Consider the following 15,457-nt stretch of genomic DNA (forward strand, 5'->3'; position numbering starts at 1 on the left):
CTTTCCGGAGATCAGCGTTGTTTTAACCAATCCAATTAATCCAACCAAAGGAATGAAAATGATAAACAGTATAAGCGTTCTCGGATTGTTATACCAGGGAGTATAATTTAATGGTCTTATTTTCATATAGGGATATTTGAACAAATATATAAAAAACACGCCAATCAGCTACCAGCATTCATTTCACGCGACATCTTGACAACTTCCGCCGTTTATTACTATATCCCGCAGCCAGCGTTCAGTAGCATTAACTAATTCGGGAATCGCCTTTTTTAATATACCTTCAAAAAAATATCAGTGCCTGCTTTTATTTTTATTTTAAAGAATCTAAACATGAAACGATTAGCATTAGTAATAGGATTTACTATGGCCAGTATGGCAGGATTTGCTCAGGCCGCCAACGCAATCAAGGGCCTGTGGTTTAACCCGGAAAAAGACGGGAAGGTGGACATCTATGAATCATCCGGCAAGTATTATGGGAAACTGGTGTGGATGAAAACACCATTTGAGGCCGACGGAAAAACACCACGTAAAGACAGTAAAAATAAAAATACAAGCCTGAGAGACCGGACCTTACTGAACATGGTAATACTTACCGGTTTTGCATTCGAAAATGGCAAGTGGGTAGATGGTGAGGTATATGACCCTAAAAGCGGCAAGACTTACAGCAGTGTCATGAGCCTGAAAGGTGACAAACTGGAAATCAGGGGATATATCGGAACACCATTGTTTGGAAGAACGGCTGTCTTCACCAGACAGTAGACAATATTACCTCCTACCGCCGCACCTGCTTGTATTAAAAAAAATGATACAATTTTGGCCTGCCGGGGAATTTCGAAAATAAATTTGCGAAACCGAAAAGTTGCACATATATTTGCAACCAATTGGTTTCGGAAACAAAATAAGCTACTATGAGAAGAGATGTTTTTCAAGCCATTGCCGACCCCACACGTAGGGCCATCATCGCTTTGCTGGCCATACAAGCAATGACCCCGAATGCGATTGCCGAACATTTTGATTCGACCAGACAAGCCGTTTCAAAACATTTAAAAATACTGACAGAATGTGAGCTGGTAAAACAAGAGCATCAGGGACGGGAGATTTATTATCAACTTGAAATTGAAAAAATGAAAGAGATAGATAAATGGCTGGAACAATTCAGGAAGATATGGGAGAATCGCTTTCAACAACTAGACGAACTTTTATCAACGATTAAAAAACAAAAAAAATGAAGCATAATTTGCAGTTCGACTTCCTGGTAGATAAGAAAAAAAATACACTCACCATCAGACGTGAGTTTTTAGCCGACCGCGAATTGGTTTGGGACTGTTACACTAAAAGCGAATTGCTGGATAAATGGTTTGCCCCCAAACCGCTGACCACCAAAACAAAATCGATGGACTTCCGTGAAAACGGACATTGGCATTACGCCATGGTGGAGCCCAACGGCACAGAATACTGGGGTTGGACTGACTACGTGAAAATCAAACCCATCGACTATTATACCTCCCTGGATGCTTTCTGTGATGCAGAAGGTGTAATCAATGAAAACCTACCCCGTGCAGAGTGGCTGGTAACATTCACCGATAAAGACGAAAACGCTATAGTAGAAACAGTCGTGACCTATAAGTCGCTTTCCGATCTGGAAGCGGTTGTTCAAATGGGCATGGAACAAGGAATGATCGCTACCCTGGAAAAACTGGATGAACTTTTATCAACTATAAACCACAGAAAAAATGAGCACTAAAGTCACAGTGACTACTGTCATCAACGCAGACGCTAAAAAAGTTTGGGACTATTACACCCAACCTGAGCACATTACCGGATGGAACTTTGCAGATCCTTCCTGGCATTGCCCTTCCGCCTCCAATGATATGCGGGTAGGTGGAAAATATGTGGCAAGAATGGAAGCAAAAGACGGAAGTTTTGGCTTTGACTTCGAAGCTACCTACAATGAAGTGGTGGATGGTGAAAAACTCTCCTATACCATGCCAGATAGCAGACAAGCAACGGTAGCCTTCCATAAAACCGGCAACCAAACCGAAGTTGTGGTAAACTTTGATCCTGAAACGGAGAACCCTATTGAAATGCAAAAGGGCGGCTGGCAGGCCATACTTGATAATTTCAAGAAATATACAGAAGCCAACTAACATCGAAAAACCTGTAATAAATAAAGAACCCTTCAAATCCAACGATCTGAAGGGTTCTTTTTAAGAAGGGTCTATTTATGCTTTGTTAAACGAATCGATCAGAAATCCGAGCAAAATAGCTGACGCGGTAAAAGAGATCATTCCCAGCAGATACGCTATCATAGCATACAAATAGCTGGCGAACTTCTTTCCACCCAGAAACTGCCCGATTGCCCATGAGCAATAAATAAGAACAACAGCTGTAGCCAACAGGATCAGATTAGTCCCGGTTATGCCTTCTACCAGCGCAAATACAGCAAAGAGAAGCATGCCTGTTCCCATCACAAAACACAGCATAATCAATATTTCGAAGAAATTATAACCACTTTTCCTGCACATTAATTTCAGCCAAAAGCCGATAAAAATCCCCATAATGATATTGGAGTAGCCATAGTGGCTTTCGATCCATGACATGATAGCCGTTGTAGCGGAATGTGCCGGCCCCCCATGATTTCCTTCGATGTGAAAGAAATGGGTAATGCTCGTATAGATCAGGGAAGTGACGATGATAAAAATGATCGGCTTAACAAGCCGGCTCCTGTCTTCGGAGACAAATGCCCTGATATTTTGTCCGGGCCGCAACAGGAGTGCCTTGATGGTGTAGAGAATTCCCTTTTCAAAATGCAGTATATGCTGAATTTCATGCATGATATAATGCCCGTCAACTCTTTTCAAAACAACAGGGCTGCCACAATTGCCGCAATACTTTTCATTTACAGTTTGGTTACAATTTCTGCAACTCCTGGCACCGGATAATTCCATAGTATAATATGTCTTTCTGTCAAAAATCAAAACAAAAAGCTTGCGAATGCCTACACCAGCGTGTAAATTTATAGCCATTTAAATGTTATAAATGAGGAATAACGCCAGTTCGCGCCTATTGACAAAAAATAAGTTAGGGGAAATCGAGGAAACAGACCAGCATGAACAACACTACCTGGAAGTGGTGAAGGCATTCGCACGCCTGACCTACGAAAGTCTGTACCTGATTGATTATACCGACATGTCATTTGAGTACGTATCAGAGAACCCGTTGTTCCTATGCGGGTATTCTGCCGGAGAAGTACTTCAACTGGGTTATGAATTTTACTTCCGGCATGTTCCGGAAAAGGAACTGGAACTACTGACGCTGATTAACGAAGTGGGATTTGATTTTTATGCAAGCGTTCCTGTACAGGAAAGAAAACTTTACAGCATCACCTATGATTTCCATCTGGTCCAGAAGGATGGTAAACAAATCCTGATCAATCATAAGCTGACACCGCTTTTTCTTACCAGCAACGGAAAGATGTGGAAGGCCATGTGTATCGTATCGCTCTCTCATCATCAAGCAGCTGGCAATGCCCGTATTTATAAACAGGGCTCCGTCGAAATGTGGGAACTGAACGTCGGAAAGAAAATGTGGCATAAGTCTGAAAAGCCTGTGCTCACCGAAAGGGAAACAGAAGTTTTACGCCTGCATGCACAAGGGCTCTCCATTAATCAGATTGCGGAAAAGATCTTTGTAGCACCGGATACCATTAAATACTACCGGCGACGGATATTTGAGCGCCTGGAAGTAAATAATATTATGGATGCGTTATCTTATGCCGTGAATAGTAAACTTATTTAATACCATTATCTGCAACCCGTTTTCCGTTTTTGACCTGGATCAAGGTTTATCGTTTTGCACAATGGCAACTTTGTGCCGGAATTAAAAACGATATGAAATGGAATATTTAAAATTAAAATCAGCAGCAGCCATTGATACATCTTCGGAAACGGGAACCATTCAACATCTGCTGACGCTCTGCAGCATTGTTTTCCTCGGCTTTTTAACATTGGGCATATCCCTCGGTACGTTGCCTTCTTTTATAACCAATAAACTACATTACAGCAGTTTGATGGTAGGTATTGTTATCGGCATTCAATCAGCAGCTACACTGGCAAGCAGACATTTTTCAGGGACTATCTGTGATACCAGAGGCAGTAAAAAGTCTGTCTGTTCAGGTTTAATTTTCTGCGCCCTGACCGGGGTATTTTATTTGCTCTCCAATGCAACAGTATCGCAGCCTTCCATCAGTCTTGTCCTGTTACTAATAGGGCGTTTGGTATTAGGGTTTGGAGAAAGTTTATTGATAACAGGCGCATTGTCATGGGGAATAGGTCTGATGGGAGTAAAATATTCCGGTAAGGTAATGGCCTGGAACGGGATTTCAATGTATGGTGCGCTGGCATTTGGTGCTCCTATCGGCATGTGGATGGAGAACAGCCTTTCATTAAACCAGGCTTTTATAGCCATCTTGATTTTGCCTGCTATAGCACTTGCACTGGCTGTTACACTTAAAGGTGTAATGCCGGCAGGTAGTGCAAGAATGCCGTTTTACAAAGTCATTAAATCCATTTGGCGGCAAGGTAGCGGATTGGCTTTAGCGACAGTGGGATTTGGGGTGATTGCATCTTTCATCACACTTTACTTTGCACAGCAGCAATGGCAGAACGCCTCGTTATCACTCACTATCTTCGGTATTGCCTATATATTGGCACGCCTGTTCTTTTCTCATCTGCCTGATAAACACGGTGGTCATATCATTGCCTTTTATTCGCTATTGGTGGAAGTTGCGGGGCTCACCTGCATCAGGATGGCAACATCTTCCCAGATGGCGTTCGCAGGTGTAGCACTTACAGGGTTTGGTTTCTCTTTGGTGTTTCCTTCATTAGGTGTAGAAGCCGTTAAACAAGTGGCACCACAAAACAGAGGCGTAGCATTAGGCGCATATGTTGCTTTCTTTGACCTCGCGCTAGGCATTACCGGACCACTGGCAGGGCTGTTAGCCGGATATTGCGGATACGCGTTTATCTACCTGGCTGCTGCAGTTGCCGCTGCTATTGCTATACTGCTGAATCAGGCACATCGAACGAAAAAATAATTAATATTTTTGTCTTTATGTACGATCAGTTAGTGGATTATATTAAAAGCAGGATTACCGTTAGTGAGCAGGAACTGGAAGTTATACTATCTTACTTTAAGCCGGTGAAGCTAAAGAAGAACGAGTTATTGCTCACACACGGACAAACCAGCCAACGGACTTTTTTCGTTGGCACTGGTTGTTTGCGCATCTTTTTTATTACAGAAGAAGGTCAGGATGCCACCAGATATTTTGCCTTTGAAGGACAGTTTGCAACCGCACTGGTCAGCTTTATAACCAGCGAACCTTCTGAAGAATTTATGCAGGCGGTTGAAGATTCCGAAGTATTCTATATCACCCATAAAGACTTCTACCATCTGCTGGAGGTAATACCCCAGTGGGAGAAATTTTACAGGTCATATCTTGAAATCGCGTACGTCACCAATACCAGGAGGCTGATGTCGTTCCTTACATTGGACGCCAAAGAAAAATACCGCCTGTTACTGGAAGAAAATCCGAATATCGTAAGACGGCTTTCCAACAAAATGGTAGCCTCCTATCTCAATATCTCGCAGGAAACATTAAGCAGACTAAAATCTAAAATTTAAAATCGCTTTTTGACTCAGGTCAACGTTTTTGGATGAGGCAGTTGCCAAATTTGCATCCATAAAACTTTGACTATGGGAAATAGAAAAGAAGCCAGGATCATTCAGAGCGGCATCATCCTCATGAAAGAAAAGATTGCCGGACATACTTTTCATATAAAAGTACAAAGCCAGGATTTTTCTCAAATGCAGTATGTGCCTGGTTTTACCGCTCAATTTTTCCTGGGGAACCCACATTACGACATTGACTGCGAAGACAGAAAATATTCCTTCTGGAACTATGAACCTGTTCATCAGATTGCAGATTTTGCTATTTGTACTTTTTCAAATGGAAAGGGTGCTGACTGGATTAAGTCCGTGCAACCAGGCGACATTGTATATTTTGAACAGCCAGGAGGCAAGCTGCTGGTAGATAACAGTGCTGATAACTATGTGTTGATTGGTGATATAACCTCCTTATCTCACCTGTATGAAATAAACCGGGGGTTGGCTATCAGCAAAAACATCAAGAGCTTTATTTATACAGAAAGTAAGGCGGACATTTTCCCTGATATAGACCACAGTTTTCCTTTTGAGTATCATATTGTAAGCCCCGTTTCTGAACAAGTGATACTAGAAAAAGTAAAAGGAATTTTCCCGGCAAGTTTTGAAAATACTATGGTGTACACTTTAGGGCATCCGGCCACCTGTATTGCCATTCACCATTATCTCCAAAACGAATGCAATGCTCCCCTTCACCACCTCCGTACGAAACCATTCTGGAAATAGGTCATCAGCTATATTTCCGGCCTGCTTTTACATAGTTTTTTATTAAATATAATAATATTAAAATCCGTCTATCCTCGCACTCGAATAGCATTCCCGGAATAATAAAAGATATTTTTGCCTTTTATTATTCCGGACTTATCTTTGTGCTGCAATTAAATCTTCAGGCAGCAATATGGCTATCTTTTCTAAAACATGTGAGTATGCGATGCGCGCGGTTTTCTACGTCGCTCAGCGATCTCATGAAGGATACAAGGTGGGCAGTAAAGAAATTGCCGAACATATTAATTCTCCGGAGCCCTTCCTTGCCAAAATTCTTCAGAAACTCAGCCGGGAAGGACTGATCCAGTCTGCTAAGGGTCCTAATGGCGGCTTTTACTTTGATGCCGCTTCTCTGAACCGCCCGCTGGCTGATATTGTGACCGCCGTTGATGGCAATGAAATATTCATCGGATGCGGACTGGGCCTCTCCTATTGCTCCGAAAGCAATCCATGTCCCCTGCATGAAGATTTTAAGAAAATCAGAAACCGGATCACCCGCATGCTGAACAATACCACTATCGGGAAATTCAATATGGGCCTGATTAAAGAGAAATTTACCCTGAACAAATAGTTTTTTTATAAAAATAAAGGACAAAAAAGTCTTTTGTTGTTTAAAAGTTTATATAAAATGACAACGGAACAAAAACAGCTCGTAACCGCCACCGTGCCAGTGCTCAGAGAGCATGGCATATTACTGACAACCCATTTCTATAACCGCATGTTTACCCATAATCCGGAGCTGAAACATGTATTCAACATGGGAAACCAGCAGAATGGAAAACAACAGACAGCCCTGGCAATGGCAGTGCTGGCCTATGCGGAGCACATTGATAATCCGGCTGTACTGATGCCGGTAGTAGACAGTATCGGGCATAAACATACCAGCCTCGATATCCGTCCGGAACACTATGCAATTGTCGGAAAACATTTGCTGGCCTCTATCTCCGAAATACTGGGTGATGCTGCCACACCGAAACTGCTGGAAGCATGGGCTGCAGCCTATCAGCAGCTGGCAGCCATCATGACTGGTCATGAGCAAAGTCTTTATACAAAACAGATAAACAAAAATGCAGGATGGACCGGCTGGAAACCTTTTATCGTAAAACAGAAAATAAAAGAATCGTCGGAAATCATCTCCTTCTACCTGTATCCTGCTGATGGTGGCGATGTAGCACACTTTCTGCCAGGTCAGTATATCAGTCTGCGCCTGTTCCTACCTGAACTGAACCTCCTGCAACCCCGCCAGTACAGCATATCCTGCGCTCCCAACGGTAAATACTACCGCATTTCAGTTAAAAGGGAAGCAGGTGCCAGTCATCCCGACGGACTGATCTCCAACCGCCTCCACGATCATATCCAGGAAGGAGACGTAGTAGAATTATCAGCACCTGCCGGCACCTTCACACTCAATGAAAATACATCCCGCCCTAAAGTATTCATCAGCGGCGGTGTGGGCCAGACACCTCTGATGGCTATGCTCGAAGAACTTACCGGCAAACAAACAGATACGCCTATCACCTGGGTACACGGATGCCGCAACGAAGCCGTACATGCCTTCAAAGACCGTCTGACACAACTCGCTGATGCCTATTCCAATCTTAACCATCATATTTTTTATGATCAGCCTGAAATACAGACCCAATACACCGGCTGGGTAGATCTCTCCAAAATTAAAGCAGCCGTATTACAGGCAGACGCCGACTATTACATCTGTGGACCCGCGCCGTTCATCGCCAAACACTACGGTTTCCTGGTAGAAAACGGCGTGGATACAGCTTCGATTCACTTTGAAGAATTCGGACCAGCTTCTCTGCAGTTAAACAACTAGATAAATACCGGAAAAGGGGGGCTTTTGCCCCCTTTAGTTTATACGTTTACGTTATATCCCCCATCAGACACTATCCTACAGGCTTAGGAATTTAATCATATCAGGAAACAAAGCCGGATAATAAAGTTTATTCTATAAATTCAAGGCATCGGCAGACTGGCAATTTTTAAAATCCACGTTCACTGCCGGCAATTATCAATAACACCCTAGGACCTATATGACAAAGCATTTTATTCAATTTCTATCTGCCCTGCTTTTAACAGCGATCACTATTGGCGCCACTGCACAGGACAACAACTTTGAACAACTATCAAAAACACCGAAGGATACGACCATTAACTTCCCATCGGATTACAAAATTTCAAGGCCCAGACTTCAATTCCCGTCCTGGGACGACGACTTCGATATCTATTACTCCTTTCTGACCCCGGCCATCAGAAAAACACAGGCCGCAATGAGTTACAAACAAAATGGTGTTACCACTACAGTAACGCTCAACTCCATTATACCACATGCACAACTTGACACAGCAACGATTGTAAATGACCCTCATCAACTAATCGGAACCTGGAGAATGCTGAAATTCCGCTCCATCAGATATAATGATTCAGTTTACCTACCCACCAAAAAATATTACAGACTTGCAGATATCATTTTAGCCGACAAAAGCCATGATGAAGCCTTTGCAGTCATCACCGATGACAATTTTAAATTGTACGTGAAAGAAACAGGCAAAACAAATTTCAAAAAAATGATGTCTGCAAAATATAAGATTGAAAACAGGCGGTTTATGATGATGTACAAATTGATGAAGGCAAGTGGCGGAGTATCGCAGTTTGGGATTGATGAAAAAGGTTATCTGATTATTAACTACCCGAGCGTAATTGAAAATGTAAAGAAGGACGAGTACTTTTCATACTATGCCGTAATAGAACAATATATTTTTGAAAGAGTGAAATAAAAGTAATTGCGACCCACACTGGTTTTTACCGCAAAGCACCTATCGCATTTCTTCGCTTGTCATAAACTGTTGATCGGATCATGGTTGAGCATAGACTTCTTCCCGCAGTACTACATGCTTAATATTTTTACGGTCATAAGTATAAGTAATATGTACCAATCCGTCTTCGGTCTGAATAATGGCGGGATAGCTGAACTCCTCATTGGTACCGTTTTCCAGGGTTATGATATCTTCCCAGTGAAGACCATCTGCAGAGGAAGCTACACGCAGCCTGGCACGACCATTGAACCATTCTTTACCTGGTAAATCAGGATTGTAGACAATCAGCTGCCGGCCATCTTTTAAGGTAACGGCATCGGTGCCGGAATTTGGATTCGGTAAACTGGCGCGCGATAATGCAGACCAGCTGTTGCCATTATCATATGACCAGGACTGTATTACATTTCCCTGCTTACTTCTGCATAACAACTGTAAAGTATCTTTTCCATAGAAAAGAATACTCGGCTGTATCACATCAAAAGTGCCCGCTGTATCTACCGGGATGGTTTTCCATTTCCGAAAGGTGATATCTGTTTTCTCCACCTGTACTCTCCACCGGCCATCTTCGGCCTCTGTACTGGAAGGACAAAGAATAGTGCCATCTTTCAGCAGCACGGCTTTATTTTTTATCGGCCCCACGATATGTTCCGGTAACTTTTTTGCTGCAGACCAACTCCGGCCATTATCACCAGAGGTTTTCAACATCCCCCACCAGTCTCTGGGATTAGGCCCCACCTTATAGAAAAGTACCAGCTGCCGGTTTTTCAATTGTAATAACACAGGATTCCAGCAAGGGTACCGTAAGGTATCACTCACTTTCCCAATGGCTATCTCCTTTGGAATCACTTTCCCATCTTTCCCAATCACCCCGGCCCAGATTCCTACATCTTTACTACCCTCATATGCCCCCCCAAAACAGGCTACCAGCAATTGCCCTCCGGCGATGGCCGTAATAGAAGAAGCATGACAGGCCTTAAACGGAGGTGCCTCAAATAAAAGTTCTTCTTTCTGCTTAATCCAACTTTTCTGGCATTTCGCGGTATGAATACAAAAAACCAAACCAATCAGGAGCGATAAAAATCTAAACATGTATCATTAAATTCAATTAGAAACAAAAATCAGGGAAACCACAAGATAAAAATTTTCCGGAGAGGATTATAATATGAAAACACACCCGGCAAAGATTTCTTCTTTACAATCCTGGATAGTCCGGCTCCACCCACCCCAATTATCAGACAGCGGAATGCGGTATTATATCTGTCAGCAGCATTACCCATTAAGGTTTTGCATATACGTTTTCCTTCCTGCTTCCGGGAAGTCTACACCTAAAAAAGAACTACCTTCGCCCCCGTAACCATCATAGAATTGCCAGTGTATGCCTTCCCGTTAACAGGCTATATGTTCGGCACCATTTAATATATACCCGGATTGCTATGCGTAATGCCATCATTAATAAAGTTGCATTAAAAATATTAAAAATTACATCAATATCTCTGGCCGCAATTCTTGCGCTGTTATTCCTGCTTCCCATCCTTTTTCCAGATGCGATATCCAGCAAGATCAAGACCTGGGCCAACAACAGTATTACCGGTGAGCTCAATTTTTCCAAAGCCCGGTTATCCTTCTTTAACCACTTTCCTGCCCTAACGCTAACCCTATACGATGTTAGCCTGAAAGGCGGAGCCCCTTTCCAGCAGGACACCCTCGTGGCCGGCAATGAAGTGGCCCTGGGTGTAAACCTGAAAAGCGTATTTTCCGATGCCATCACCATCGATGAGATATATCTGACCAACGGGAAAATCCATATCATGGTTGATTCCACCGGACATCCGAATTATAACATCTATAAAGCGGCTCCTGCCAGCACTGCCAGTAAACCGGACAGCGGCAGCGCATCCATGAAGATAGAAAGGATACAAATTGATCATTGTCACCTTATCTACGATGATCGGTCACTCCCCATGTATGTGCAGGCGAAGGACGTAAATTATATAGGTAAGGGAGATCTCTCCAAAGCCGTCTTCGATCTCTACTCCAGAATCAATATCGGTTCCCTGGATTTCAACTATAACAATACTTCCTATATCCTATCCAAAAAACTAAACGGGGAACTGATCACAAAAATCAATACCAACTCCCTGGATTTTATCTTTGAAAGAAATGACCTGAAAATAAATGAACTGCCTGTAAGATTTAAAGGTGCTTTCGCCTTCATGAAGAATGGCTATAAAATGGACTTCCGGCTCAGCTCCATGGAATCAAGCCTGCATGCTATTTTCGGCGCCCTGCCTCCTGAATATCTTACCTGGATGCAACATACCAATGTAGATGGTACCGCGGATGTAAATGCCAGTTTAATAGGTGAATATATTGCTGAAACCAACACCATGCCTGACCTTACCTTTAATATGCAGGTACGCAATGGTGTTATCAGCAATCCCAAAGCACCGGCACCTATTAAAAATCTGTTCCTGAATTTTCAGTCCAGACTCGCCCGGCTGAATACCGATAGTTTATATCTTAATGTAGACTCCATCTTCTTTAATATTGATAAAGATTATTTCAGCTCTGTGATACGGGTAAAAGGACTTAAGACGCCGGATATCCATATCAAATTAAATACAGACCTGGACCTGGAAAAATGGAGCAAAGCCATGGGCTGGCAGTCCTTCGACCTCAAAGGTCGCCTGCAGGCGCATATGCTCGCTGACGGCCCATATGCCACCCGCATTGTGAACCGCGGCCCCAAACACCATCCGGATACAGTCATCAGCAGTATTCCTTCCTTCGATCTCCAGGCTAGCTTCCGCGATGGTTACTTCAAATTGGCATCCCTGCCGGAAGCACTTAAAAATATCAGCTTCCAGGTAGCCGCTAATTGCCCGGATAACAATCTGGCACATACGCACTTTAATATCGGCAATATCAACGCCAACCTGTTAAGCAACTACATCAAAGGGTACTTCCGCTTCAGTAATGCCCAGGCTCCTGTCATAGACGCACAACTGGCCTCTGTCCTGCAACTGAGCGATATCAAACAATTCTACCCTATGGATAGTCTTGATGTTACAGGCGCATTGCATGTTGATATTAATACCAAAGGCAGCTATGTACCGGCTAAAAGATTATTCCCGGTAACTACTGCCAGACTGACCATGAGTGATGGTACCCTGCAAACAAAATATTACCCTAAGCCCATTCAGAAAATCAATGTGGATGCCACCGTTACCAACACCACCGGCACACTCAGCTCCCTGAATGTAGATGTGAAGCCCGTAGCTTTTGAATTCGAAGGGAAACCATTTCTGTTGAAAGCAGATCTGAGTAATTTCGATAACCTCCGGTATAATATTACATCCAACGGTACAATTGATCTGGGTGCGATCTATAAAGTATTTGCCATACAAGGATATGACCTGAAAGGCTTCATCAAAACCAACCTGGCCCTCAGCGGAACCCAGGCTGATGCTGTTGCCGGACGCTATAATAAATTAAATAACCGGGGCACCATGATCGTCAGGGATATGGTGCTCAACTCGGCGATGTTTCCCCTGCCCTTTTATATCAGCAACGGTATATTCCGGTTCGATCAGGATAAAATGTGGTTTGATACCTTTATCGCCACCTATGGAAAATCGAAGCTCACCATGAATGGCTTTTTAAGCAACGTGATCGGTTATCTCACCGGAAAAAATCAAACCCTGCATGGTACCTTCGATTTTAAAAGTAATGATGTTTTCGCTGATGAACTGATGACCAATTCCAGTCCTGCAGCCACTACTACCGCAAGTAAAACCACTACCCCTTCCGGTGTGATTATGCTGCCTTCCAACCTGGCACTGACGCTCAATGCAGCAGCTGACAGAATCCGCTTCAAAGGCATGAACATTGATAGTTTCCATGGGCAAGTGGTGCTGGACAGCGGCAAAGTAGCGCTCAACAAAACCGGATTCAATATTATCGGCGCCCCCGTGGAAATGGATGCTACCTACGCCTGTATACAGCCACAAAGGGCCACCTTCGACTATCACATCACAGCAAAGGAATTTGATATCAGACGCGCTTATAATGAAATTAAAATCTTCCGTGATATGGCCAGTTCGGCTGCCAGCGCCAGCGGCATAGTAGGTATTGACTATCACCTCAGCGGTAAACTGGACGGCAATATGAACCCTGTCTACCCTTCTCTGAAAGGTGGTGGTGTACTGTCCGTTAAGAAAATTAAACTGAAAGGCTTCAAGCTGATGAATGCTGTAAGTCAGTCCACCGGCAAATCAGAAATAAAAGATCCGGATGTTTCCAAAGTGGACATTAAATCTACCATCAGCAACAATATTATTACCATAGAGAGAACCAAACTGCGTGTCGCTGGCTTTCGCCCCCGCTTCGAAGGGCAGGTGAGCATAGATGGTAAACTAAACCTGAAAGGCCGGGTAGGCCTGCCTCCGTTCGGTATTCTGGGTATACCCTTCAACGTTACCGGAACGCAGAGCAATCCAAAAGTAAAATTACGCAGAGGCACCGATAAGGATCAACTGGAAGAAACACCCGATACAGAAGAATAATACTAACTATAACAAAACAGCATCCATCTCCCGATGGATGCTGTTTTGTTATATGGAAAAGATGCTGCGAACTAAATGCTAAAATTTTTATTTTTGGGTGATCAAACGGGATGTGGTGAGGTTAAAATCATACTCACTCAAAGCGTCACTTTAATCTTAAAAATATTATTCTGCATGAACGGGCAATTAATTACATTGATTGGAAAACTAAAGGACAATTCAATCCTGTTTAAGGATGTGATTGAATTTATAGAAAGTCAGTATCAGCACCAACCAACAGCCTTCAAAAATGGGGATGCTTATAATGAGGCAACACAAAATCAGGGTAGTGCCAAAGTTTTTGCTTTCGCCCAAATAAATAGTCTTTCCAAAGAAGATACACTTTACTTATTTGCAGAACACTATCAGTCGGTATTAAATAATCCCAATGGAAATGACCACCAAAACATCCGGCAGTTTATGGCTCATGGATGGTCAGGTGTGGTATTCGAAGGTCAGGCACTGGTGCAGAACGAAAAAAATAACCAATGACCCACTGGCATACAGGCATCTGCGAAACAAACAACATTAACATACACTATACAAGAACCGGGGGAGACAAACCGCCTCTAATGCTGTTACATGGGTTAATGACTAATGGCTTGTGCTGGACAGGTTTGGCTCATACACTGGAGAAAGAATATGATGTAATTATGCCGGATGCCAGAGGACATGGCAAGTCCGGCGTACCTGACTACGGATACCAGTATGAAGATCATGCAAATGATGTCGCTGGTTTGATAAAAGCCCTGAGACTATCTCCTCCAATCCTGCTTGGACATTCAATGGGAGGAATGACTGCAGCCGTGGTGGCAGGCCGTAAGCCCAATCTGCTCTCTGGTCTGGTATTAGCTGATCCAACATTCCTGAGTCCAAAAGTTCAGCGGGAAGTTCGGGATAGTGACGTTGCTGATCAGCATCGGAAGGTGCTGAATATGTCATTGGAAGAAATAATGGCCGAAGCGCGGACCAGACATCCCAACCGGTCATCGGAGACCATTGAGCTATTCGCCCGGGCCCGACTTCAAACCAGCATGGGCGCTTTTGACGTTCTCACACCACCCAATCCCGATTACAGGCAGTTAGTGATTAACATTGACATTCCAAGCCTCCTCGTATTTGGTGACCGCGGTGTGGTTTCATCTGTTGTTGCTGAAGAGCTGCAACGGCTTAACGCCAGATTGCAGGTTGAACAAATCAGGGAAGCTGGTCACAGTCTCCACATGGACCAGCCAGAACGCTTTGCCACTACCGTCAAAAATTTCTTAGGCTCCATTGATACGATGATTGAACCATCAACGCACTGGTAGACTACCCGATATTTAAAATCCCAAACCCGCTCCATTCGCGGGTTTGGGGTTTCTTCTGTGCCCCCTGTGATACTTTCGGGAGACAACAAATCATCGACCTTCTCATACATTCAAGCATCCTCCTCAGTCCTGAACCTCCGGAAACACTTCAATTAACTAACTGATATCCAAATCGTAAAACACGCCATCTTATCCACCTTCAATATACCTAGCAATGCTATGTATT

16 protein-coding genes are annotated in these 15,457 nt (G+C 43.4%); 14 read left to right on the forward strand and 2 right to left on the reverse strand.

Annotation, left to right across the window (positions count from 1 at the left end; genetic code table 11):
* The first annotated feature begins 333 nt into the window (after positions 1–333).
* The 4 genes from KD145_RS06830 (at position 334) to KD145_RS06845 (ending at position 2,150) form a co-directional block, all read left to right on the forward strand.
* A complete protein-coding gene (locus KD145_RS06830) occupies positions 334–762 on the forward strand; it encodes a DUF2147 domain-containing protein (RefSeq protein ID WP_212005160.1) in 429 nt (142 codons plus the stop codon).
* 149 nt (positions 763–911) lie between these two features.
* Positions 912–1,232 carry a helix-turn-helix transcriptional regulator gene (locus tag KD145_RS06835; protein WP_212005161.1) on the forward strand — a complete coding sequence of 107 codons (321 nt, stop codon included), beginning with the start codon at positions 912–914 and terminating at the stop codon, positions 1,230–1,232.
* Positions 1,229–1,747 carry an SRPBCC domain-containing protein gene (locus tag KD145_RS06840; protein WP_212005162.1) on the forward strand — a complete coding sequence of 173 codons (519 nt, stop codon included), beginning with the start codon at positions 1,229–1,231 and terminating at the stop codon, positions 1,745–1,747. The genes KD145_RS06835 and KD145_RS06840 overlap by 4 nt, the downstream gene beginning before the upstream one ends.
* Positions 1,737–2,150, forward strand: a complete 414-nt coding sequence (locus KD145_RS06845) for an SRPBCC family protein (RefSeq protein ID WP_212005163.1) — start codon at positions 1,737–1,739, stop codon at positions 2,148–2,150. The genes KD145_RS06840 and KD145_RS06845 overlap by 11 nt, the downstream gene beginning before the upstream one ends.
* 75 nt (positions 2,151–2,225) lie before the next feature.
* Here the strand turns inward: KD145_RS06845 and KD145_RS06850 are convergent, their stop codons facing one another.
* The gene (locus KD145_RS06850; protein ID WP_249219752.1) at positions 2,226–2,837 is read right to left on the reverse strand and encodes a DUF3667 domain-containing protein; all 612 of its coding nucleotides are present in this window, start codon (positions 2,835–2,837) and stop codon (positions 2,226–2,228) included.
* A 232-nt stretch (positions 2,838–3,069) separates the two neighbouring features.
* Between KD145_RS06850 and KD145_RS06855 the strand changes: the two genes are divergently transcribed.
* The 7 genes from KD145_RS06855 to KD145_RS06885 all read left to right on the forward strand — a co-directional run bounded on the left by KD145_RS06855 (position 3,070) and on the right by KD145_RS06885 (position 9,278).
* Positions 3,070–3,801: a response regulator transcription factor gene (locus KD145_RS06855; protein WP_212005165.1), complete on the forward strand. Its 732-nt coding sequence runs from the start codon at positions 3,070–3,072 to the stop codon at positions 3,799–3,801.
* A gap of 97 nt (positions 3,802–3,898) precedes the next feature.
* Entirely contained in the window at positions 3,899–5,098 is a 1,200-nt protein-coding gene (locus KD145_RS06860) for an MFS transporter (RefSeq protein ID WP_212005166.1), read from the forward strand.
* A 17-nt stretch (positions 5,099–5,115) separates the two neighbouring features.
* The gene (locus KD145_RS06865) at positions 5,116–5,685 is read left to right on the forward strand and encodes a Crp/Fnr family transcriptional regulator (RefSeq protein WP_212005167.1); all 570 of its coding nucleotides are present in this window, start codon (positions 5,116–5,118) and stop codon (positions 5,683–5,685) included.
* Positions 5,686–5,757: 72 nt separating this feature from the next.
* On the forward strand, positions 5,758–6,450 hold the full coding sequence (locus KD145_RS06870; RefSeq protein WP_212005168.1) for a hypothetical protein: 693 nt from the start codon (positions 5,758–5,760) through the stop codon (positions 6,448–6,450).
* A gap of 172 nt (positions 6,451–6,622) precedes the next feature.
* Entirely contained in the window at positions 6,623–7,060 is a 438-nt protein-coding gene (locus KD145_RS06875) for an Rrf2 family transcriptional regulator (RefSeq protein WP_256441276.1), read from the forward strand.
* 57 nt (positions 7,061–7,117) lie between these two features.
* On the forward strand, positions 7,118–8,317 hold the full coding sequence (hmpA, locus tag KD145_RS06880) for an NO-inducible flavohemoprotein (RefSeq protein WP_212005169.1): 1,200 nt from the start codon (positions 7,118–7,120) through the stop codon (positions 8,315–8,317).
* 217 nt (positions 8,318–8,534) lie between these two features.
* Positions 8,535–9,278, forward strand: coding sequence for a hypothetical protein (locus tag KD145_RS06885; RefSeq protein ID WP_212005170.1), 744 nt, complete (start codon positions 8,535–8,537; stop codon positions 9,276–9,278).
* Positions 9,279–9,356: 78 nt separating this feature from the next.
* Here KD145_RS06885 and KD145_RS06890 read toward each other — a convergent pair whose 3' ends face one another.
* Positions 9,357–10,406: an exo-alpha-sialidase gene (locus KD145_RS06890; protein WP_212005171.1), complete on the reverse strand. Its 1,050-nt coding sequence runs from the start codon at positions 10,404–10,406 to the stop codon at positions 9,357–9,359.
* Positions 10,407–10,750: 344 nt separating this feature from the next.
* On the opposite strand from KD145_RS06890, the gene KD145_RS06895 reads away from it, so the two are divergent.
* From KD145_RS06895 to KD145_RS06905, 3 genes are all read left to right on the forward strand, one after another.
* Positions 10,751–13,882 carry an AsmA family protein gene (locus KD145_RS06895; RefSeq protein ID WP_212005172.1) on the forward strand — a complete coding sequence of 1,044 codons (3,132 nt, stop codon included), beginning with the start codon at positions 10,751–10,753 and terminating at the stop codon, positions 13,880–13,882.
* A 93-nt stretch (positions 13,883–13,975) separates the two neighbouring features.
* Positions 13,976–14,413: a HopJ type III effector protein gene (locus tag KD145_RS06900; protein WP_249219754.1), complete on the forward strand. Its 438-nt coding sequence runs from the start codon at positions 13,976–13,978 to the stop codon at positions 14,411–14,413.
* Positions 14,414–14,493: 80 nt separating this feature from the next.
* Complete coding sequence (locus tag KD145_RS06905) at positions 14,494–15,231, forward strand: alpha/beta fold hydrolase (protein WP_212005173.1); 738 nt, start codon at positions 14,494–14,496, stop codon at positions 15,229–15,231.
* Positions 15,232–15,457 lie beyond the last annotated feature (226 nt).

This window comes from Chitinophaga sp. HK235, from assembly GCF_018255755.1.
Classification (GTDB): Bacteria; Bacteroidota; Bacteroidia; order Chitinophagales; family Chitinophagaceae; genus Chitinophaga.

Bases quoted from the DNA above. Each gene is read 5' to 3' on its own strand.
- KD145_RS06850 (WP_249219752.1), bottom strand. From the start codon at position 2,837: ATGCATGAAATTCAGCATATACTGCATTTTGAAAAGGGAATTCTCTAC.
- KD145_RS06890 (WP_212005171.1), bottom strand. From the start codon at position 10,406: ATGTTTAGATTTTTATCGCTCCTGATTGGTTTGGTTTTTTGTATTCAT.
- KD145_RS06830 (WP_212005160.1), top strand. From the start codon at position 334: ATGAAACGATTAGCATTAGTAATAGGATTTACTATGGCCAGTATGGCA.
- KD145_RS06845 (WP_212005163.1), top strand. From the start codon at position 1,737: ATGAGCACTAAAGTCACAGTGACTACTGTCATCAACGCAGACGCTAAA.
- KD145_RS06840 (WP_212005162.1), top strand. From the start codon at position 1,229: ATGAAGCATAATTTGCAGTTCGACTTCCTGGTAGATAAGAAAAAAAAT.
- hmpA (WP_212005169.1), top strand. From the start codon at position 7,118: ATGACAACGGAACAAAAACAGCTCGTAACCGCCACCGTGCCAGTGCTC.
- KD145_RS06895 (WP_212005172.1), top strand. From the start codon at position 10,751: ATGCGTAATGCCATCATTAATAAAGTTGCATTAAAAATATTAAAAATT.
- KD145_RS06835 (WP_212005161.1), top strand. From the start codon at position 912: ATGAGAAGAGATGTTTTTCAAGCCATTGCCGACCCCACACGTAGGGCC.
- KD145_RS06905 (WP_212005173.1), top strand. From the start codon at position 14,494: ATGCTGTTACATGGGTTAATGACTAATGGCTTGTGCTGGACAGGTTTG.
- KD145_RS06860 (WP_212005166.1), top strand. From the start codon at position 3,899: ATGGAATATTTAAAATTAAAATCAGCAGCAGCCATTGATACATCTTCG.
- KD145_RS06870 (WP_212005168.1), top strand. From the start codon at position 5,758: ATGGGAAATAGAAAAGAAGCCAGGATCATTCAGAGCGGCATCATCCTC.
- KD145_RS06875 (WP_256441276.1), top strand. From the start codon at position 6,623: ATGGCTATCTTTTCTAAAACATGTGAGTATGCGATGCGCGCGGTTTTC.
- KD145_RS06865 (WP_212005167.1), top strand. From the start codon at position 5,116: ATGTACGATCAGTTAGTGGATTATATTAAAAGCAGGATTACCGTTAGT.
- KD145_RS06885 (WP_212005170.1), top strand. From the start codon at position 8,535: ATGACAAAGCATTTTATTCAATTTCTATCTGCCCTGCTTTTAACAGCG.